Consider the following 18,941-nt stretch of genomic DNA (forward strand, 5'->3'; position numbering starts at 1 on the left):
CAGCGAACACGAAACTGACAGTAACCCCAACGACCGTCTGCTTTCAGCTGTTTGCGCCGGATTACCGGTTCTGTTCGCACAACAGCCCTGGGAGTGGTATAGGCACGCCCCGGACGCCTATCCGGAGCGCCTATGCCATGAGCACGGGTGGCGACTCACCGTGACCTGCGGCGCGTTGCCCCCGCCCGCGGAGCGGCTCAGCCCTCCTCGGCGACCTTGCGCGTGTGCAGCTGCCGCGCCACCTCGGCGATCGAGCCCGAAAGAGACGGGTACACGGTGAAGGCGTTCGCGATCTGCTCGACCGTCAGATTGTTGTCGACCGCGATCGAGATGGGGTGGATCAGTTCCGAGGCGCGGGGCGCCACGACCACACCGCCCACCACGATGCCCGTGCCGGGCCGGCAGAAGATCTTGACGAAGCCGTCCCGGATGCCCTGCATCTTCGCGCGCGGGTTGCGCAGCAGCGGCAGCTTGACGACGCGGGCGTCGAACTTGCCGCCGTCGACGTCGGCCTGCGAGACGCCGACGGTGGCGATCTCGGGGTCGGTGAAGACGTTCGACGAGACGGTCTTGAGGTTCAGCGGCGCCACCGCGTCGCCCAGGAAGTGGTACATCGCGATGCGGCCCTGCATCGCCGCCACGGACGCGAGGGCGAAGACGCCGGTCACGTCCCCGGCCGCGTAGACGCCGGGAGCGGTCGTGCGCGAGACCTTGTCGGTCCAGATGTGCCCGGAGTCCTTCACCTTGACGCCGGCGCCCTCCAGGCCGAGCCCCTCGCTGTTGGGGATCGCGCCGACCGCCATCAGGCAGTGCGTGCCGGAGATGGTGCGGCCGTCGGCGAGGGTGACCTCGACGCGGTCGCCGACCCGCTTGGCGGAGGCGGCGCGGGAGCGCGCCATCACGTTCATGCCGCGGCGCCGGAAGACGTCCTCCAGGACGGCGGCGGCGTCCGGGTCCTCGCCCGGCAGCACGCGGTCGCGGGAGGAGACGAGGGTGACGCGGGAGCCGAGGGCCTGGTAGGCGCCGGCGAACTCGGCGCCGGTGACGCCGGAGCCGACCACGATCAGCTCTTCGGGCAGCTCGTCCAGGTCGTAGACCTGCGTCCAGTTCAGGATGCGCTCGCCGTCGGGCTGCGCGTCGGGCACCTCGCGCGGGTGGCCGCCGGTGGCCAGCAGCACGGCGTCGGCGGTGAGGGTCTCCTCGCTGCCGTCGGCGGCGGTGACGACGACCTTGCGGGAGCCGTCCAGGTCCTGCTGCCCGTCGAGCCGGCCGCGGCCGCGCAGCACGCGGGCGCCCGCGCGCGTGACGGAGGCGGTGATGTCGTGCGACTGGGCGAGGGCGAGCCGCTTGACGCGCCGGTTGACCTTGCCCAGGTCGACGCCGACGACGCGGGCCGGGCTGTCCGGGTCCGGGGTGTCGTCCTCGACGATGATCCCCAGCTCCTCGTACGAGGAGTCGAAGGTCGTCATCACCTCGGCCGTGGCGATCAGGGTCTTCGACGGCACGCAGTCGGTCAGCACCGACGCCCCGCCCAGACCGTCGCAGTCGACGACGGTCACCTCCGCGCCGAGCGAGGCCGCCACCAGGGCCGCTTCGTATCCGCCAGGTCCGCCACCGATGATCACGATCCGAGTCACGTACGCCATTGTCCCGCACCGCGGGAGGCGGTGCCCGGCCGGGGTGGCACGCACTTCGCTCCGATCACCCGGGGCAACTGCCGTACCCTCGGACCCATGTCGCTCTACGCCGCGTACGCCGGCAATCTCGACCCGCGGCTCATGACGCGCCGCGCCCCTCACTCGCCGCTGCGCGCGACCGGGTGGCTGCAAGGCTGGCGGCTGACGTTCGGGGGCGAGCACATGGGCTGGGAGGGCGCGCTGGCCACCATCGTGGAGGCGCCCCGGTCGCAGGTCTTCGTGGCGCTGTACGACATCGCCCCGATGGACGAGGAGTCGATGGACCGCTGGGAGGGGGTCGGCCTCGACATCTACCGGCGGATGCGGGTGCGCGTGGACACCCTGGAGGGCGAGGAGCCCGCCTGGCTGTACGTCCTGAACGGGTACGAGGGCGGCCTGCCCTCCGCGCGCTACCTCGGCGAGATCGGCGACGCCGCCGAGTCGGCGGGCGCCCCGCACGACTACGTCATGGAGCTGCGCAAGCGCCCCTGCTGAGGTACGCGGGGTCCGCCCGCCCGTCTGCCGGGTCACGCCTTCGTACGCGGCCGACCGCCGGTGGTCCTGCTGCGCGCAGTTCCCACCGGGCCCCTGAGAAATGCGGCGCGCAGCGCCTGCATTTCTCAGGGGCGCGGGGAACTGCGCGACCAGCCCCCACCGGGCCCGTAGCCGACGACGCACCTCGTTCTCGCACCCCGAGCGGAGCGACTTCGTCGGAAACGACAAGACAACGATCGCAATACCGTGGGGCTCGTCATCTACGCGCGTAGGCCATGACCGGCTACCCTCAAGCGCGTGAACGCATCTGCCACTCCGGACATCCTCCAGGGCGACCCCTACGCCGCCGCCGCCGACGCCGCCGCCCGCCTGCGCGAGCTCACCGGTGCCGAGACCCACGACGTCGCCCTCGTGATGGGCTCGGGCTGGGCGCCGGCCGCCGAGGCGCTGGGCGCGCCCACCGTCGAGCTCCCCTTCACCGAGCTGCCCGGGTTCACCGGCCCGGCCGTGGCGGGCCACGGCGGCAAGGTCCGCTCGTACCAGCTCGGCGACAAGCGCGCCCTGGTCTTCCTGGGCCGCACGCACTACTACGAGGGCCGGGGCGTCGCGTCCGTCGCGCACGGCGTGCGCACCGCCGCCGCCGCGGGCTGCCGCACCCTCGTCCTGACGAACGGCTGCGGCGGTCTGCGCGAGGGCATGCGCCCCGGCCAGCCGGTCCTCATCTCCGACCACATCAACCTGACGGCCACCTCGCCGATCGTCGGGGCGAACTTCGTGGACCTGACCGACCTGTACTCGCCGCGGCTGCGCGCGCTGTGCCAGGAGATCGACCCGTCGCTGGAGGAGGGCGTGTACGCCCAGTTCCCCGGCCCGCACTACGAGACCCCCGCCGAGGTCCGGATGGCCGGCATCCTCGGCGCCGACCTGGTCGGCATGTCCACCGTCCTGGAGGCCATCGCGGCCCGTGAGGCGGGCGTGGAGGTGCTCGGCATCTCCCTGGTCACCAACCTGGCCGCGGGCCTGTCGGGCGAGCCCCTCAACCACGAGGAGGTCCTCCAGGCCGGACGGGACTCCGCCGCGGGCATGGGCGAGCTGCTGACCAAGGTCCTCGCGAAGATCTGATCCCGGCGGCGATCCGCGCCGCCCCCGCACCCGTCCGTACGCCTGACCGCTGAAGGAAGCCGACCGTGACCGTACAAGGCAGCGAACTGCTCGACCGGGCGAAGACCTGGCTGGCGGAGGACCCCGACGAGGAGACCCGCGAGGAGCTGGCCGCGCTCATCGACAGCGGGGACCTCGACGCGCTCGGCGAGCGCTTCGCGGGCACCTTGCAGTTCGGCACGGCCGGGCTCCGCGGCGAGCTGGGCGCGGGTCCCACGCGGATGAACCGCGCGGTGGTCATCCGCGCGGCCGCGGGCCTCGCCGCGTACCTGAAGGCCAAGGGGCAGACCGACGGCCTGGTGGTGATCGGCTACGACGCCCGCCACAAGTCGGCGGACTTCGCGCGCGACACGGCGGCGGTCATGGTGGGCGCCGGGCTGCGCGCCGCGGTGCTGCCGCGTCCGCTGCCCACGCCCGTGCTCGCCTTCGCCATACGGCACCTGGGCGCGGTCGCGGGCGTGGAGGTCACGGCCTCCCACAACCCGCCGCGGGACAACGGCTACAAGGTCTACCTCGGCGACGGCTCGCAGATCGTGCCGCCGGCCGACGCGGAGATCGCCGCCGAGATCGACGCGGTCGCCTCGCTGCACGACGTGGCGCGCCCGGAGTCCGGCTGGGAGATCCTCGGGGACGAGGTCCTGGACGCGTATCTGGCCCGTACGGACGCGGTCCTGGCCGCGGACTCCCCGCGCACCGCCCGCACCGTCTACACGGCGATGCACGGCGTCGGCAAGGACACCCTGCTGGCCGCCTTCGCCCGCGCGGGCTTCCCCGCGCCGGTGCTGGTGCCCGCGCAGGCCGAGCCCGACCCGGACTTCCCGACGGTCGCCTTCCCCAACCCGGAGGAGCCGGGCGCGATGGACCTCTCCTTCGCGACGGCCCGCGCCGAGGCCACGGCCCCCGACCTGATCATCGCCAACGACCCGGACGCGGACCGCTGCGCCGTCGCCGTCCCGGACGCCGGGGCCGACGGCGGCTGGCGCATGCTGCGCGGCGACGAGGTGGGCGCGCTGCTCGCGGCGCACCTGGTCGAGCGCGGCGCGCGCGGCGTCCTCGCGGAGTCGATCGTCTCGTCCTCGCTGCTCGGCCGGATCGCCGAGGCGGCCGGTCTGCCGTACGAGGAGACGCTGACGGGCTTCAAGTGGATCGCCCGCGTGGAGGGCCTGCGCTACGGCTACGAGGAGGCGCTCGGCTACTGCGTCGACCCCGAGGGCGTCCGCGACAAGGACGGCATCACGGCCGCGCTGCTGGTGACCGAGCTGGCGAGCGGGCTCAAGGAGCGGGGCCGCACGCTCCTGGACGCGCTCGACGACCTGGCCCTGGCCCACGGGCTGCACGCGACGGACCAGCTGAGCGTGCGGGTGGAGGACCTCTCCGTCATCGCGGCGGCCATGCGGCGGCTGCGCGAGCAGCCGCCGACGGCGCTGGCCGGGCTCGCGGTCACCCGGGCCGAGGACCTCGCCGCGGGCGCGGGCGGGCTGCCGCCCACCGACGGCCTGCGCTACACGCTGGAGGGCGCGCGGGTCATCGTCCGCCCGTCCGGCACGGAGCCCAAGCTGAAGTGCTACCTGGAGGTCGTGGTGCCGGTCGCCGACCGGGCCGGGCTGCCCGCGGCACGGGCGACGGCCGCGGAGCTGCTCGCCGCGGTCAAGCGGGACCTCGCGGCGGCCGCGGGCATCTGACCCGGGCGGGCCCCCGGCGGCGGGCCCGCACTCGAACGGGTGACCTGTGCGGGGCAGTTGACGGAACGGGGCGGGCCAGGGGCCGGGGGCGACGGGAACGTTGCCCCCGCAGCCACCCCCGTCCCCGCAGGAGCCGACGTGTCCCCGACCGCCCCCGCCGAGGCCGCCCTCCTCCTGGAGGACCGCTCCCGCCGCCCGGCCCCGGGGTCCGCCACCGACCTGCGCGAGCGGGGCCTGCGCGCCCTGCGCCGGGCGGCCCCCGCCCTCTTCGCGTACGCGGCCGTGCGGACGTTCGTGCTGCTCGTCCTGGGCGTCTGGGCGCACAAGGAGGGCCACGGCATCTGGCCGACGCTCGCCGCGGACTGGGACTCCAAGTGGTACCTGGGCATCGCCGACCACGGCTACGAGCGGACCCTCGGCACCCGGCGCGACGCCAACAACCTCGCCTTCTTCCCGCTCTACCCGTACGCGGTGAAGGCGCTGGCCGTCGTGGTGCCCGGGTCGCGGGCCACGGCGGGGCTGCTCCTGGCGTCGGGCTGCTCGTTCGTGGCGGCCTGGGGCGTCTTCGCGATCGGCGACCGGCTGCACGGGCGCCGCGTGGGCGTCCTGCTGACCTTCCTGTGGGCGTGCTACCCCGTCGGCGTCGTCCAGTGGATGGGTTACACCGAGTCGGTGTTCACCGCGTTCGTGGCGTGGTCCCTGTACGCGGTGCTGACCGGCCGGTGGCTGTGGGCGGGCTCCCTCGCGGCGCTGGCCGGGCTGACCCGGCCGACCGGCGTCGCGATCGCCGCGGCCGTCGGCCTGTGCGGGGCACTGGCGCTGCGCCGCGGCTTCTCCTGGCGGGTGCTCGGCGGCACGCTGCTCGCCCCGCTGGGCTGGCTCGGCTACGTGGGCTGGGTCGGGCTGCGCCTCGGCCGCTGGGACGGGTACTTCGCCGTCCAGCGGCTGTGGGCCAACGAACTGGACGGCGGCATCGAGACCCTGCGCCGCTTCCGCGGCCACCTCGCCTACGACTCGGCGCCGGAACTCTTCCTGGTGCTGGTGACGGCGGTCCTGATCGGCTCGGCCCTGCTGTACGCGTTCTCCCTCGCGGACCGCCAGCCCCTGCCCCTGCTGGTCTTCACCGGCGTGCTGCTCGCCATCGTGCTCGGCAGCGGCGGGGTCTACTTCTCCCGGGCCCGCTTCCTCGTGCCCGGCTTCCCGCTGCTCCTGCCCCTCGCGCTGATGCTGGCGCGGGCGTCGCGGCGGACGCTGGTGGTGGGGGTGGCGGGCGCCGCGCTCGGGGCGGCGTACTGGGGCGGGTACATGCTGCTGGTCTGGCCCAGCGCGCCCTGAGGCGCCGGGCCGGCCCGGGCCCGGCGGCCCGGCTCAGCCCAGGGCGATGAGGACGACGAGCAGCACCGCGCCGGCCACGGCGGGGGCGATGATCTCGTAGGCCCAGCGGACGGCCGGCGCGCCCTGGGAGGCCGGGGCCGCCGCGCGGGACTCGTGCAGCTCGCGCAGCTCGTCCATGGAGTGGTCGGCGGGGGCGCGCCGCACGACCTGCTCCTGCGCCTCGGCCACGGCGTCCTGCTCCCGGCCCCGGCGGCCCTGCGGCCGCGGCCGCGCCGGGCGCTGCGCCTTGCGGCGGGCGCGCAGGGAGACCGGGATCGACCAGAGCTGGTACTTGGTGCCGGCCTCGTCGAGGACCTCGTTCGAGTACCCGGAGCGGAAGGTGGCGACGGATCCCCAGGGGAGGGTGATGTCGCGGAAGGGGTTGCGCACGCGCAGCCGGTCCTCGTTGCCGAACACGGCCGGGCGGATGGTGAACGCGACCACCAGCGGCACCGCGAGGAGCAGGCCCGCGAGCGCCAGCCACGGGGTGCGGCCCTCCCCGCTGATCAGCGCGTCGGCGCCGAGCCAGGCGCCGACGGCGAGCAGCACGACACCGCCCGCGATGCCGGCGGGGGACCGGTAGCTCCGGTCCGGGGAGGTGCGGGGGCGGGTCGTCATGCCCCCGATTGTGCCTGACGCTGCGCTGTGCTTCGGCGGGCCCTGACCCTGGCCCCTCTCCGCCCGTCGCCGGGTGCGGCACCATCGTGGCTGAGCGCGCAGTTCCCCGCGCCCCTGGCGGCGCTCACCCAGATCAAGCCCCTCCGGCGATTGAGGAGCGGGGGCCGGGGCAGAGCCCCGGGGCTCAGCGTCATCGCCGGGTGCGGCACCATCGGGGCCGAGCGCGCAGTTCCCCGCGCCCCTGGCGGCGCTCACCCAAATCAAGCCCCTCCGGCGATTGAGGAGCGGGGGCCGGGGCGGAGCCCCGGGGCTGAGCGTCATCGCCGGGTGCAGCGCCGTCGTGGCTGAGCGCGCAGTTCCCCGCGCCCCTGGCGGGACCCGCACCCCTACGCGCCGCCCGGCCGAACCCAGACCGCCCCCTATACATCCGCTACGCGCGTAGATATGCTCCCCTCGTGACCATGCCCACTGCACCCACCCCCGCACCCGCGGCCGAACACGCGCTGACGGACGCCACCGCCTCCGAGGCCACACTGCGCCGATTCCTCCAGGGCCTGCCCGGCGTGGACGCCGTGGGTCTGGAGGGCCGCGCCGCCGCGCTCGGCACGCGGTCCATCAAGACCACGGCCAAGGCGTACGCCATCGACCTGGCCATCTCGATGATCGACCTGACGACCCTGGAAGGCGCCGACACCCCGGGCAAGGTCCGGGCCCTGGGCGCCAAGGCCGCCCACCCCGACCCGACCGACCGCTCGGCCCCCCGCACCGCCGCCGTCTGCGTCTACCCGGACATGGTGGCCACCGCGAAGGAGGCCGTCGCCGGCACCGGCGTCAAGGTCGCCTCCGTCGCCACCGCCTTCCCGGCCGGCCGCGCCGCCCTCGACGTGAAGCTCGCGGACGTCCGCGAGGCCGTCGCCGCGGGAGCCGACGAGATCGACATGGTCATCGACCGCGGCGCCTTCCTCGCGGGCAAGTACCTGAAGGTCCACGACGAGATCCGCGCCGTGAAGGAGGCCTCCGGCTCCGCCCGGCTCAAGGTCATCTTCGAGACCGGCGAGCTGTCGACGTACGACAACATCCGCCGCGCGAGCTGGATCGGCATGCTGGCCGGCGCCGACTTCATCAAGACCTCGACCGGCAAGGTGGGGGTCAACGCCACCCCGGCCAACACCCTGCTGATGCTGGAGGCGGTCCGCGACTTCCGCGCCGCCACGGGCGTGCAGATCGGGGTGAAGCCCGCCGGCGGCATCCGCACCTCGAAGGACGCCGTCAAGTTCCTCGTGATCGTGAACGAGACCGTGGGCGAGGACTGGCTCGACAACCACTGGTTCCGGTTCGGCGCCTCCAGCCTCCTGAGCGATCTGCTGATGCAGCGCCAGAAGCTGGCCACCGGCCGCTACTCCGGTCCCGACTACGTGACGGTGGACTGATCACCATGACCAACGCAGCACACGCCTTCGCGTACGCGCCCGCCCCCGAGTCCCGCGCGGTCGTCGACATCGCCCCGTCCTACGGGCTCTTCATCGACGGCGAGTTCACCGAGGCCGCCGACGGCAAGGTCTTCAAGACGGTCTCGCCGTCCACCGAGGAGGTCCTCTCCGAAGTGGCGCAGGCCGGCGAGGCCGACGTCGAGCGGGCCGTGCGGGCCGCCCGCACCGCGTTCGCCACCTGGTCGGCGCTGCCCGGCGCCGAGCGCGGCAAGTACCTCTTCCGCATCGCCCGCATCATCCAGGAGCGCTCCCGCGAGCTGGCCGTCCTGGAGACGCTGGACAACGGCAAGCCCATCAAGGAGACGAGGGACGCCGACCTCCCCCTCGTAGCCGCCCACTTCTTCTACTACGCGGGCTGGGCCGACAAGCTCGACCACGCGGGCTACGGCCCGGGCCCGAAGGCGCTCGGCGTCGCGGGCCAGGTCATCCCGTGGAACTTCCCGCTGCTCATGCTGGCCTGGAAGATCGCCCCGGCGCTCGCCACCGGCAACACGGTCGTCCTCAAGCCCGCCGAGACCACCCCGCTGTCCGCCCTGTTCTTCGCGGACATCTGCCGCCAGGCGGGCCTGCCCAAGGGCGTCGTCAACATCCTGCCCGGGTACGGCGACGCGGGCGCCGCGCTGGTCGCGCACCCCGACGTGAACAAGGTGGCGTTCACCGGCTCCACGGCCGTCGGCAAGCAGATCGCCCGGACCGTGGCCGGCACCGACAAGAAGGTCACGCTGGAGCTGGGCGGCAAGGGCGCCAACATCGTCTTCGACGACGCCCCGCTCGACCAGGCCGTCGAGGGCATCGTCACCGGCATCTTCTTCAACCAGGGCCAGGTCTGCTGCGCGGGCTCGCGCCTGCTGGTCCAGGAGTCGGTCCAGGACGAACTGCTCGACAGCCTGAAGCGGCGCCTGTCGACCCTGCGCCTCGGCGACCCGCTCGACAAGAACACCGACATCGGCGCGATCAACTCCGCCGAGCAGCTCGCCCGGATCAGCGCACTCGCCGAGACCGGCGAGGCCGAGGGCGCCGAGCGCTGGTCGGCGCCGTGCGAACTGCCGTCGGCCGGCTACTGGTTCGCGCCGACGCTCTTCACGAACGTCACGCAGGCGCACACCGTCGCCCGCGACGAGATCTTCGGCCCGGTCCTGTCGGTCCTCACCTTCCGTACGCCGGAGGAGGCCGTCGCCAAGGCCAACAACACGCAGTACGGCCTGTCGGCGGGCATCTGGACCGAGAAGGGCTCCCGCATCCTGGCCGTCGCGGGCAAGCTGCGGGCCGGGGTCGTCTGGGCCAACACGTTCAACAAGTTCGACCCGACCTCGCCGTTCGGCGGCTACAAGGAATCGGGCTTCGGCCGCGAGGGCGGTCGCCACGGCCTGGAGGCGTACCTCGATGTCTGACAAGTCCGAGAAGACCGCGAAGACCGTGCACGCCGAGCCGGTGCGGCTGTCCGTCCTCAAGACCTACAAGCTGTACGTGGGCGGGAAGTTCCCGCGTTCCGAGAGCGGCCGGGTGTACGAAGTGACCGACGCGAAGAGCGGCAAGTGGCTGGCGAACGCGCCGCTGGCGTCCCGCAAGGACGGCCGGGACGCCGTGGTCGCCGCCCGCAAGGCGTTCGGCGGCTGGTCCGGCGCGACCGCGTACAACCGCGGGCAGATCCTCTACCGCGTCGCCGAGATGCTGGAGGGCCGCCGCGAGCAGTACGTGCGCGAGGTCGCCGAGGCGGAGGGCCTGAACAAGGCGAAGGCGGCCGCCGTGGTGGACGCCGCGATCGACCGCTGGGTCTGGTACGCGGGGTGGACCGACAAGATCGGCCAAGTGGTGGGCGGCGCCAACCCGGTGGCCGGTCCCTTCTTCAACCTCTCCACGCCGGAGCCGACCGGCGTCGTCGCCGTGATCGCGCCGCAGGAGTCGTCGTTCCTCGGGCTCGTCTCGGTGATCGCCCCGGTCGTCGCGGCGGGCAACACGTCCGTCGTGATCGCCTCCGAGAAGGCGCCGCTCCCGGCGCTCTCCCTCGGCGAGGTGCTCGCCACCTCCGACCTGCCCGGCGGCGTGGTGAACATCCTGTCCGGCAGGGCGGCGGAGATCGCGCCGTCGCTCGCCGCGCACCAGGACGTGAACGGCATCGACCTGACCGGCGCGGGCCCGGACCTCGCCAAGGAGCTGGAGATCGCGGCGGCGGACAACCTGAAGCGCGTGCGCCGTCCCCAGCCTGTGGAGGACTTCGCGGCGGACCCGGGCACGGAGCGCCTGACGCGGTTCCTGGAGACCAAGACGGTCTGGCACCCGACGGGTTCCCTGGGCGCGTCCGGCTCCTCGTACTAGAGCGGCCGCGCACACCGGCGGCCCCGGCCCGTCCTCCGTCCGGGAGGGGCCGGGGCCGCCCCGCGTCCGCCGCGCCGGTCAGCCGGGCAGGACGCCCGCCACGGCGCCGACGACCGGCAGTTCGCCGAGCGAGCCGCCGGCCGTCAGCGGGCCGGTGAGCGCCGCCGTGCTGACCGGCTTGAAGTCGGCGACCTGCGTGCCCACCGCATTGTCCAGGGGGTCGGCGCTAGTGCCGGCCAGCGGATCGATCCGCAGGTCCTTGACCGGGCCGAGCCCGTGCGTGGTCGCGGCGTCGACCGCCTGCGTCAGCACGCGGACGGGCGAGCCCGGGTCGCCCCCGGCGACCGGTGCGGCGCTCGCGCCCGCCGCGCCGGCGGCCACGGCCGCACCGGCGGCGGTCACGGTCAGGCCGGCCCGCAACAGGGCGCGACGGGTGCCGGAGGACGGCGTCGGGTTCTTGCGGGCTGCGTGTCGGGCCATGATTCTTGCGCCTGGGCCTTTCGTGCGGGTGGGGCGGACGAGCGGGAGGTCCTAGCGTAACGAAAGAACCACCCAGCGTAGTTGACGTGGTGCGTGCCACATCGCCACCACGCGGGCTCGGCAGGGGCGCGTCCATGGCGCACACTGGTCTCTCGTGAGTGCGCATCCCCCGATACCGACCCGGGTCGTCCTGCTGTCAGGACCCTCCGGCTCCGGAAAGTCGTTGTTCGCCGCCCGCTCCGGGCTCCCCGTGCTGTGCCTCGACGACTTCTACAAAGAGGCCGACGACCCGACGCTGCCGCTGGTGCCGGGCAGTTCGGACATCGACTGGGACGCACCGGCCTCCTGGGACACCGAGGCGGCGCTCGCCGCGATCGTCGCCCTGTGCGAGCGGGGCCGGACGGACGTGCCGGTCTACTCCCTCGCCACCAGCGCACGGGTGGGCGTGGAGGCGCTCGACATCGGCCGCACGCCCCTGTTCATCGCGGAGGGCATCTTCGCCGCGGACATCGTGGAGCGCTGCCGGGAACTGGGCGTGCTGGCCGACGCGCTGTGCCTGCGCGGCCGCCCCTCGACGACGTTCCGCCGCCGTCTCCTGCGCGACCTGCGGGAGGGCCGCAAGTCGGTGCCGTTCCTGCTGCGGCGCGGCTGGCGGCTGATGCGCGCCGAACGCGCCATCGTGGCCCGCCTGACGGCGCTCGGCGCCCACCCCTGCGGCAAGGAGGAGGCCCTGGGCCGCCTTGCGGCAGCGGCGGCGGGCCGGTGCGTGAAGGCCCGGGCGACGTCATGACTCCCTAGGGGCGCGGGGAACTGCGCGAGCAACCACATGCGACCCGTAGCCGCCCGGAGGGCTCACACGCCACGGCGCGCAGGCGCTACCGCAGAAAAGGCGGCGGGACCAGCATCGCCCCCGGCTTTGCTGGTCCCGCCTGTTACCCCCCTCGATCACCCCGCTCCCCCAAGCGGGGCCCCATCACCCTCCGTCCCCCCGGAGGGAATGGCGCCTCAGGCGACGAGCTCCCCGAAGCACTCCTCCTGGTCCCGGCCGAAGCTCAGGACCTCGTCGTCGCGCAGCCGCCGCAGCGACCGCCAGATGCTGGACTTCACCGTGCCGACGCTGATGCCGAGGATCTCGGCGATCTCCGGGTCGGTGCGGCCCTCGTAGTAGCGCAGCACGAGCATCGTGCGCTGCGGTTCGGGCAGGCGGGCCAGCGCCTGCCAGAGCACCGCGCGCAGTTCCGTGCCGCGCATCGCGTCCGTGTCGCCCGCCGTCTCCGGCAGCTCCTCGGTCGGGTACTCGTTCAGCTTGCGGCGGCGCCACGCGCTGATGTGCAGATTGGTCATGGTGCGCCGCAGGTAGCCCCCGACCGCGGCCTTGTCACTGATCCGGTCCCAGGCCCGGTACGTCGAGAACAGCGCGCTCTGCAACAGGTCCTCGGCCTCGAACCGGTCACCGGTGAGGTGGTAGGCGGTGGCGTACAGGGAGGCGCGCCGCTCCTGGACGTAGGCCGTGAACTCGGCCTCCGACAGGGACGTGCGCTGCTCCCCCGATCCCTCCCTGTACGCGGCTCCCCCGTGAGCGGCCTTGTCGGCCGCCGCCTCGTGCGCGTCGACCACCGTCATGAACACGGTGTGCTGACGCCCGGCGCCGCGAGCGCACCCCCGCCCGCTCACGGCACCGGACTTCTCATGACGCTCGGTACGGCCCAGGTCGTGCAGGCGCGTGACAACTGCGTTTGATGCGGTGCTGTGCAGCGTGTTCATCTCGCGCCCCCCGTCGTGGAGTCCGGTACTTCCGTCATGCGTTCTTGCGTCATCGCCGTCGTTCGCTGCGATGACCAAAAGCTTGCCGGGGCGAGTTCTCGACGGTGTCCGTCGACTGTCACAGACCTGTCACAGCGGATCCGGCTGTGCGGGTCGCGTGTGGGAGCGCTCCTGCGGTCGAACTGAAGGCCTCCTATGGGCCAGAATGGCGCCTGTGCCTTCCCTGTTGCTGATCGAGGACGACGACGCCATCCGTACGGCCCTGGAGCTGTCCCTTACCCGCCAGGGTCATCGGGTGGCCACCGCTGCCACCGGCGAGGACGGTCTGAAGCTGTTGCGCGAGCAGCGGCCGGATCTGATCGTCCTCGATGTGATGCTGCCCGGCATCGACGGGTTCGAGGTGTGCCGGCGCATCCGGCGCACGGACCAGCTGCCGATCATCCTGCTCACCGCGCGCAGCGACGACATCGACGTGGTGGTCGGCCTGGAGTCCGGCGCCGACGACTACGTGGTCAAACCCGTCCAGGGCCGGGTCCTGGACGCCCGCATCCGCGCCGTGCTGCGCCGCGGCGAGCGCGAGGCCAACGACGCGGCGTCGTTCGGCTCCCTCGTCATCGACCGCGCCGCGATGACCGTCACGAAGAACGGCGAGGACCTCCAGCTGACCCCGACCGAGCTGCGGCTGCTCCTGGAGCTGAGCCGACGGCCCGGACAGGCCCTGTCCCGCCAGCAGTTGCTGCGCCTGGTCTGGGAGCACGACTACCTGGGCGACTCGCGGCTGGTGGACGCCTGTGTGCAGCGGCTGCGCGCGAAGGTGGAGGACGTGCCGTCCTCGCCGACGCTGATCCGTACCGTGCGCGGCGTGGGCTACCGGCTGGACTCCCCTCAGTGACCGAGCCGCACGACAAGCGCGGCGGGCTGACCGCGGCGGGCAGGGCGGTGCCGGCGGGGCTGCGCTTCACCAGCCTGCGGCTGCGGCTCGTCGTGGTCTTCGCGCTGGTCGCCCTGACCGCCGCGGTCTCCGCGTCGGGCATCGCGTACTGGCTCAACCGCGAGGCGGTCCTGACGCGGACCCAGGACTCGACGCTCAGCGACTTCCGGCAGGAGATGCAGAACCGGGCGGCCGTGCTGCCCGAACACCCCACGCAGGGCGAGTTGCAGCACGCGGCGAACCTGATGGCCGACAGCAGCCAGCACTTCAGCGTGCTGCTCATCGGCACGGACGAGAACGGCCGCGAGGTGGTGGGCAATTCGGATCTCGACGCCTTCACCGTCGCGGACGTGCCGCGCTCGCTGCGGGACGCGGTGACCGAGAAGCAGCCGGTCGACGAGAACAACAAGCACGCCTACCACCTGTACTGGCAGCGGACCACGCAGGACGACACGCCGTACCTGGTGGGCGGCGCGAAGGTGGACGGCGGGCCGACCGGCTACCTGCTCAAGTCGCTCGAACCGGAGGCCAAGGACCTCAACTCGCTGGCCTGGTCGCTCGGGATCGCCACCGCGCTCGCCCTGATCGGCTCCGCGCTGCTCGCGCAGGCCGCGTCGACGACCGTCCTCAAGCCGGTGCACCGGCTCGGGGTCGCGGCCCGCCGGCTCGGCGAGGGCAAGCTCGACACCCGGCTGCGCGTCTCGGGGACGGACGAACTGGCGGACCTCTCGCGGACGTTCAACAAGACGGCGGAGAACCTGGAGAAGAAGGTCGCCGACATGAGCGCGCGCGACGAGGCCTCGCGCCGGTTCGTCGCCGACATGTCGCACGAGCTGCGGACGCCGCTGACCGCGATCACCGCCGTCACCGAGGTCCTGGAGGAGGAGCTGGACGCGGAGACCGGTTCCGTCGACCCCATGATCGAGCCGGCGGTGCGGCTCGTCGTCAGCGAGACCCGGCGCCTGAACGACCTCGTCGAGAACCTGATGGAGGTCACCCGCTTCGACGCGGGCACGGCCCGGCTCGTCGTGGACACCGTCGACATCGCCGACCAGATCACCGCCTGCATCGACGCCCGCGCCTGGCTGGACGCCGTCGAGCTGGACGCCGAGCGCGGCAACCTGGTCCGGCTCGACCCGCGCCGGCTCGACGTCATCCTCGCCAACCTCATCGGCAACGCGCTCAAGCACGGCGGCTCCCCGGTGCGGGTCTCCGTGACGACGGAGCCCGAGGAGGACGGCCGGCTGGTCATCGCCGTCCGCGACCACGGGCCCGGCATCCCCGAGGACGTCCTGCCGCACGTCTTCGACCGGTTCTACAAGGCGAGCGCCTCCCGGCCGCGGTCCGAGGGCAGTGGCCTGGGGCTCTCCATCGCCCTGGAGAACGCGCACGTGCACGGCGGCGAGATCACCGCCGCCAACTCCCCGGAGGGCGGCGCCGTCTTCACCCTGCGCCTGCCGGTGGACGCGGCGCCGCTGCACGGCGGCGGCGACAGCGAGGACGACCCCGACGCCCCGGACGACGCGGCCGGCACCGGCACCACCAAGGACTCCCAGGAAGGCGGTGTCGTCACGTGAGGCTGCGGGGACGGCTGTGCGGGCTGCTCGGGCTCACGGCGGTGCTGCTGTCCGGGTGCGGGATCCGCTCCACGGAGGTGCCCACGGAGTTCGACGCGGCGCCCACGCGCGTGGGCTGCGCGCTGTCGGGCGCAGACGGGGCCAAGGCGCGGGCAGCCGGTGAGTTCGGCGTGCAGGTCTTCCTGGTCTGTACGTCGCAGCTGGTCACGGTCGACCGGACGGTCACCGTCCGGCACACGCGGACCTCGGACCGCGCCGATGTCGCGCAGGAACTCCTCGGGCAGCTGGCCGAGCCGCTGTCGGCCGAGGAGAAGGAGGCCGGGTACACCACGGACGTCACCGCCGGCACGAAGGTCTCGGGCCCCCGGGACGGCGAACCGGCGGACGCCCTGCGCCTGAACCGGCTCCCCGACGACCTGTCGCCGTACGCCCTGGCCCAGATCGTCTGCACCTTCGCGAACAGCAAGATCATGACGAACGGCAGCGACCGGGTGGTCCTCGGCGGCCCCGGCGACGACCCGCTGCGCGGCTACGAGTGCTCGGACGCGGTCAAGGCCCGGCCCGGCACAGCGCCCGCCCCGGCCGAGACCGTCGGGTAGCGCCCGCCCGGCGAACGGGCCGCCGGGGGTGACCCACGTCATCCCCGGCCCCCCGGAACCGATCGTCCCGCCCGCGGCGTCTTGGGGGTCGTGCCGCGTCACAGCTCGGACGGCCACGGGGCCGTCATCCGCTTCCGTACGGCAGGACTCGCCCTCCTGGCCGTGCATCTCCTGTTCGTCGCCTGGCTGACGCTGCGCCCCCTGGACGTGCCGTGGGTCAGCGCCGCGAACCTGCATCCGCTGGCCGGCATCCGGGCGGACCTGGCGCTCGGCTGGCGGGAGGGCGCCGAGCGCATCGGGGAGGGCCTCGCGCTCCTCGCCCCGCTCGGTGTGCTGCTGCCCCTCGCGGGGGGCCGGCTCGCGGTCTCCGCGTGGGGTTCGCTGGTGCGCACGGTCGCGGCCGGCGCGCTGATCTCGCTCGGCATCGAACTGCTGCAGACCGGGGTCCCCGGGCAGGTCGTGGACATCGATTCGCTGCTCCTGAACACCGTCGGGGTGGCCCTCGCGCACGCCGCCGTGGTGCCGGCGCTGCGGGCCAGGCTCCGCCGCAGGGCCGAGGCCGCGCCCCTCCCCCAGCAGGAGCCGGCTCAGGGTCCGACCCCGACGATTCCCAGGGTCGGCATCGCCCCGTGAGCTGACGCTTTGCCCGGCTTGTGCCCGTACCGTCGAAGACGTAAGTACTTCGGACGACGGTTCGCGAAGGAGCCCACCATGACCGCCCTGGCCCGCCCCAGCAACGGACGGATGATCGGCGGAGTGTGCGCAGCGCTGGCTCGGCGCTTCGGCACCTCCGCGACCACGATGCGCGTGATCTTCCTGGTGTCGTGCCTGCTGCCCGGCCCGCAGTTCCTGGTCTACCTGGTGCTGTGGGTCCTGCTGCCCGGCGAGGACAAGGCCCGTCAGGCCTGGTGACCGCGGTGCCACGGCACGAAGGGGCGCACCCGCGATCCGCGGGTGCGCCCCTTCGTTCGTGCCGGTGCGCGGGTCAGCCGAGGGCCGGCAGGCCGCCGCCGACGGGCAGGCCCTTGGTGGGCAGCGAGTTGGTGGGCAGGCCGCCGAGCAGCCCGTTGACCGGGTCGCCGCCGTCGGTGAGCTTCTCGACGACGGGCTGCGCGGCGGTCAGGCCGTTGCCCAGGGCGTTCTGCGCGCCGGTCAGGGCCTGGGGGCCACCCGCGGGCAGCGCGCCGGTCACCTGCTCGAGGGGAAGGCCCGAGGTCAGGCCGTTGACGGCCCCGGCGGCGTCGGGCAGGGCCGGAGCAGCGTTCGCGGCACCGGCGGCGGCGACGGCGAAGGCGGCACCGAGAGCGGCGACACCGAGGGTCTTGGCAGCAGACTGCTTCATGGGGTCCTTTGTTCCTTGTTCCTGGGGGATGCGCTTGCGTGCCCGGCAAACACGCCGGATCCGCCAGGAGTTACTGCCCGGCCTCGCTCCACCCGCCCGGACCTGCCCCGCCCCGGGGCAAGGAACCCCAGGTCAGAGGGGAGAGGCGGGTGCGGTGAAGAGAGGACGCCGAGACTCCGCTCGGCGTCAACCCCATGTTGACCCGACCCTCTAATGGAAGAGCCACTCCGCCCGCAGTTCCGCGTAGCCCGGCTTGACGACGTCGTTGATCATCGCGAGCCGCTCGTCGAACGGGATGAACGCCGACTTGAGCGCGTTCACGGTGAACCATTCGAAGTCCGTCAGCGTGTAGCCGAACGCCTCCGCCAGGTGCTCGAACTCGCGGCTCATCGACGTGCCGCTCATGAGGCGGTTGTCGGTGTTGACCGTGACCCGGAAGCGGAGCTTGCGCAGCAGGCCGATGGGGTGCTCGCGGTAGGAGGTGGCCGCGCCGGTCTGGAGGTTCGACGAGGGGCACATCTCCAGCGGGACGCGCCGGTCCCGCACGTAGCTCGCGAGGCGGCCGAGTTCGACCGTGCCGTCGTCGGCGACCTGGATGTCGTCGATGATGCGCACGCCGTGCCCGAGCCGGTCGGCGCCGCACCACTGCAGGGCTTGCCAGATCGACGGCAGCCCGAAGGCCTCGCCGGCGTGGATCGTGAAGTGGTTGTTCTCCCGCTTGAGGTACTCGAACGCGTCGAGGTGTCGGGTGGGAGGGAAGCCGGCCTCGGCGCCCGCGATGTCGAACCCGACGACGCCGAGGTCGCGGTAGCGGTTGGCGAGTTCGGCGATCTCCAGGGCGCGGGCCGCGTGCCGCATCGCGGTGAGCAGGGCGCCGACGCGGATGCGGTGGCCGTTCTCCCGGGCGCGGCGCTCGCCCTCGCGGAAGCCCTCGTTGACCGCCTCGACGACCTCTTCGAGGCTGAGGCCCCGCTCCAGGTGCTGCTCGGGCGCGTAGCGGATCTCGGCGTAGACGACGCCGTCCTCGGCGAGGTCCTCGGCGCACTCGGCGGCGACCCGGACGAGGGCCTCGCGCGTCTGCATGACGGCGCAGGTGTGGGCGAAGGTCTCCAGGTACCGCTCCAGGGAGCCGGAGTCGGCGGCCTCGCGGAACCAGATGCCGAGCTTGTCGGGGTCGGTCTCGGGCAGATCGCCGTACCCGGCCTCGCGCGCGAGGTCGACGACGGTGCCGGGGCGCAGGCCGCCGTCGAGGTGGTCGTGCAGGAGCACCTTGGGGGCGCGGCGGATCTGCTCCGAGGTCGGGACCTGGGGGCCGTGGGGGGTCGCGATGGGCTGGCTCGTCATCTCGGCACTCTAACTCCTACGCGCGTAGATAGCTCCTGTTCGTGAAGAGAAAGTGATCCGCCGATACGCAACAGTGACCCTGCGGACGGGTG

The 18,941-nt window shown here is 73.2% G+C and carries 19 protein-coding genes; 13 read left to right on the forward strand and 6 right to left on the reverse strand.

The window, feature by feature from the left end; translation table 11 throughout:
- Positions 1-197: 197 nt before the first annotated feature.
- On the reverse strand, positions 198-1,646 hold the full coding sequence (locus ACIBW6_RS12060; RefSeq protein WP_399059129.1) for an NAD(P)H-quinone dehydrogenase: 1,449 nt from the start codon (positions 1,644-1,646) through the stop codon (positions 198-200).
- A gap of 87 nt (positions 1,647-1,733) precedes the next feature.
- Here ACIBW6_RS12060 and ACIBW6_RS12065 point away from each other — a divergent pair, with 87 nt between their 5' ends.
- From ACIBW6_RS12065 to ACIBW6_RS12080, 4 genes are all read left to right on the forward strand, one after another.
- Positions 1,734-2,171, forward strand: coding sequence for a gamma-glutamylcyclotransferase (locus ACIBW6_RS12065; protein ID WP_399059130.1), 438 nt, complete (start codon positions 1,734-1,736; stop codon positions 2,169-2,171).
- 297 nt (positions 2,172-2,468) lie between these two features.
- Positions 2,469-3,293 (forward strand): purine-nucleoside phosphorylase, encoded by an 825-nt coding sequence (locus ACIBW6_RS12070; RefSeq protein WP_399059131.1) that lies wholly within the window; start codon positions 2,469-2,471, stop codon positions 3,291-3,293.
- A gap of 65 nt (positions 3,294-3,358) precedes the next feature.
- A complete protein-coding gene (locus ACIBW6_RS12075; RefSeq protein WP_399059132.1) occupies positions 3,359-5,014 on the forward strand; it encodes a phospho-sugar mutase in 1,656 nt (551 codons plus the stop codon).
- A 138-nt stretch (positions 5,015-5,152) separates the two neighbouring features.
- Entirely contained in the window at positions 5,153-6,349 is a 1,197-nt protein-coding gene (locus tag ACIBW6_RS12080) for a hypothetical protein (protein WP_399059133.1), read from the forward strand.
- Between the two features lie 33 nt (positions 6,350-6,382).
- Here the strand turns inward: ACIBW6_RS12080 and ACIBW6_RS12085 are convergent, their stop codons facing one another.
- Positions 6,383-7,006 (reverse strand): PH domain-containing protein, encoded by a 624-nt coding sequence (locus ACIBW6_RS12085; protein WP_399059134.1) that lies wholly within the window; start codon positions 7,004-7,006, stop codon positions 6,383-6,385.
- Between the two features lie 461 nt (positions 7,007-7,467).
- On the opposite strand from ACIBW6_RS12085, the gene deoC reads away from it, so the two are divergent.
- The 3 genes from deoC to ACIBW6_RS12100 are packed head-to-tail and all read left to right on the forward strand — an operon-like array spanning position 7,468 to position 10,812.
- Positions 7,468-8,436 (forward strand): deoxyribose-phosphate aldolase, encoded by a 969-nt coding sequence (gene deoC / locus ACIBW6_RS12090; protein WP_399059293.1) that lies wholly within the window; start codon positions 7,468-7,470, stop codon positions 8,434-8,436.
- Between the two features lie 5 nt (positions 8,437-8,441).
- Positions 8,442-9,887, forward strand: coding sequence for an aldehyde dehydrogenase family protein (locus ACIBW6_RS12095; RefSeq protein ID WP_399059135.1), 1,446 nt, complete (start codon positions 8,442-8,444; stop codon positions 9,885-9,887).
- On the forward strand, positions 9,880-10,812 hold the full coding sequence (locus ACIBW6_RS12100; protein ID WP_399059136.1) for an aldehyde dehydrogenase family protein: 933 nt from the start codon (positions 9,880-9,882) through the stop codon (positions 10,810-10,812). Before ACIBW6_RS12095 ends, ACIBW6_RS12100 begins: the two co-directional genes overlap by 8 nt.
- A gap of 78 nt (positions 10,813-10,890) precedes the next feature.
- Here ACIBW6_RS12100 and ACIBW6_RS12105 read toward each other — a convergent pair whose 3' ends face one another.
- Entirely contained in the window at positions 10,891-11,292 is a 402-nt protein-coding gene (locus ACIBW6_RS12105; protein WP_399059137.1) for a hypothetical protein, read from the reverse strand.
- 154 nt (positions 11,293-11,446) lie between these two features.
- Between ACIBW6_RS12105 and ACIBW6_RS12110 the strand changes: the two genes are divergently transcribed.
- Positions 11,447-12,082: a uridine kinase gene (locus ACIBW6_RS12110; protein ID WP_399059138.1), complete on the forward strand. Its 636-nt coding sequence runs from the start codon at positions 11,447-11,449 to the stop codon at positions 12,080-12,082.
- Positions 12,083-12,297: 215 nt separating this feature from the next.
- Here ACIBW6_RS12110 and ACIBW6_RS12115 read toward each other — a convergent pair whose 3' ends face one another.
- Positions 12,298-13,056 carry a SigE family RNA polymerase sigma factor gene (locus tag ACIBW6_RS12115; protein WP_399059139.1) on the reverse strand — a complete coding sequence of 253 codons (759 nt, stop codon included), beginning with the start codon at positions 13,054-13,056 and terminating at the stop codon, positions 12,298-12,300.
- A 214-nt stretch (positions 13,057-13,270) separates the two neighbouring features.
- Between ACIBW6_RS12115 and afsQ1 the strand changes: the two genes are divergently transcribed.
- The 5 genes from afsQ1 (at position 13,271) to ACIBW6_RS12140 (ending at position 17,075) form a co-directional block, all read left to right on the forward strand.
- Positions 13,271-13,948 (forward strand): two-component system response regulator AfsQ1, encoded by a 678-nt coding sequence (gene afsQ1 / locus ACIBW6_RS12120; RefSeq protein ID WP_161300939.1) that lies wholly within the window; start codon positions 13,271-13,273, stop codon positions 13,946-13,948.
- The gene (locus ACIBW6_RS12125) at positions 13,945-15,564 is read left to right on the forward strand and encodes an ATP-binding protein (RefSeq protein ID WP_399059140.1); all 1,620 of its coding nucleotides are present in this window, start codon (positions 13,945-13,947) and stop codon (positions 15,562-15,564) included. The genes afsQ1 and ACIBW6_RS12125 overlap by 4 nt, the downstream gene beginning before the upstream one ends.
- Positions 15,561-16,163, forward strand: coding sequence for a hypothetical protein (locus ACIBW6_RS12130; protein WP_399059141.1), 603 nt, complete (start codon positions 15,561-15,563; stop codon positions 16,161-16,163). Before ACIBW6_RS12125 ends, ACIBW6_RS12130 begins: the two co-directional genes overlap by 4 nt.
- 81 nt (positions 16,164-16,244) lie before the next feature.
- The gene (locus tag ACIBW6_RS12135; RefSeq protein ID WP_399059142.1) at positions 16,245-16,796 is read left to right on the forward strand and encodes a VanZ family protein; all 552 of its coding nucleotides are present in this window, start codon (positions 16,245-16,247) and stop codon (positions 16,794-16,796) included.
- A gap of 78 nt (positions 16,797-16,874) precedes the next feature.
- Complete coding sequence (locus ACIBW6_RS12140; RefSeq protein ID WP_399059143.1) at positions 16,875-17,075, forward strand: PspC domain-containing protein; 201 nt, start codon at positions 16,875-16,877, stop codon at positions 17,073-17,075.
- A gap of 73 nt (positions 17,076-17,148) precedes the next feature.
- Here the strand turns inward: ACIBW6_RS12140 and ACIBW6_RS12145 are convergent, their stop codons facing one another.
- A complete protein-coding gene (locus ACIBW6_RS12145) occupies positions 17,149-17,505 on the reverse strand; it encodes an ATP-binding protein (RefSeq protein ID WP_399059144.1) in 357 nt (118 codons plus the stop codon).
- Between the two features lie 210 nt (positions 17,506-17,715).
- On the reverse strand, positions 17,716-18,849 hold the full coding sequence (locus tag ACIBW6_RS12150) for an adenosine deaminase (protein WP_399059145.1): 1,134 nt from the start codon (positions 18,847-18,849) through the stop codon (positions 17,716-17,718).
- Positions 18,850-18,941: the final 92 nt, after the last annotated feature.

Origin of the sequence: Streptomyces sp. NPDC049813 (genome assembly GCF_044465085.1) — a bacterium.
Lineage (GTDB): Bacteria > Actinomycetota > Actinomycetes > Streptomycetales > Streptomycetaceae > Streptomyces.

Excerpts from the sequence above, each read along its gene's own strand:
- ACIBW6_RS12060 (WP_399059129.1), bottom strand. The coding sequence starts at position 1,646 with ATGGCGTACGTGACTCGGATCGTGATCATCGGTGGCGGACCTGGCGGA.
- ACIBW6_RS12065 (WP_399059130.1), top strand. The coding sequence starts at position 1,734 with ATGTCGCTCTACGCCGCGTACGCCGGCAATCTCGACCCGCGGCTCATG.
- ACIBW6_RS12085 (WP_399059134.1), bottom strand. The coding sequence starts at position 7,006 with ATGACGACCCGCCCCCGCACCTCCCCGGACCGGAGCTACCGGTCCCCC.
- deoC (WP_399059293.1), top strand. The coding sequence starts at position 7,468 with ATGCCCACTGCACCCACCCCCGCACCCGCGGCCGAACACGCGCTGACG.
- ACIBW6_RS12095 (WP_399059135.1), top strand. The coding sequence starts at position 8,442 with ATGACCAACGCAGCACACGCCTTCGCGTACGCGCCCGCCCCCGAGTCC.
- ACIBW6_RS12100 (WP_399059136.1), top strand. The coding sequence starts at position 9,880 with ATGTCTGACAAGTCCGAGAAGACCGCGAAGACCGTGCACGCCGAGCCG.
- ACIBW6_RS12105 (WP_399059137.1), bottom strand. The coding sequence starts at position 11,292 with ATGGCCCGACACGCAGCCCGCAAGAACCCGACGCCGTCCTCCGGCACC.
- ACIBW6_RS12115 (WP_399059139.1), bottom strand. The coding sequence starts at position 13,056 with ATGAACACGCTGCACAGCACCGCATCAAACGCAGTTGTCACGCGCCTG.
- ACIBW6_RS12140 (WP_399059143.1), top strand. The coding sequence starts at position 16,875 with ATGACCGCCCTGGCCCGCCCCAGCAACGGACGGATGATCGGCGGAGTG.
- ACIBW6_RS12145 (WP_399059144.1), bottom strand. The coding sequence starts at position 17,505 with ATGAAGCAGTCTGCTGCCAAGACCCTCGGTGTCGCCGCTCTCGGTGCC.
- ACIBW6_RS12150 (WP_399059145.1), bottom strand. The coding sequence starts at position 18,849 with ATGACGAGCCAGCCCATCGCGACCCCCCACGGCCCCCAGGTCCCGACC.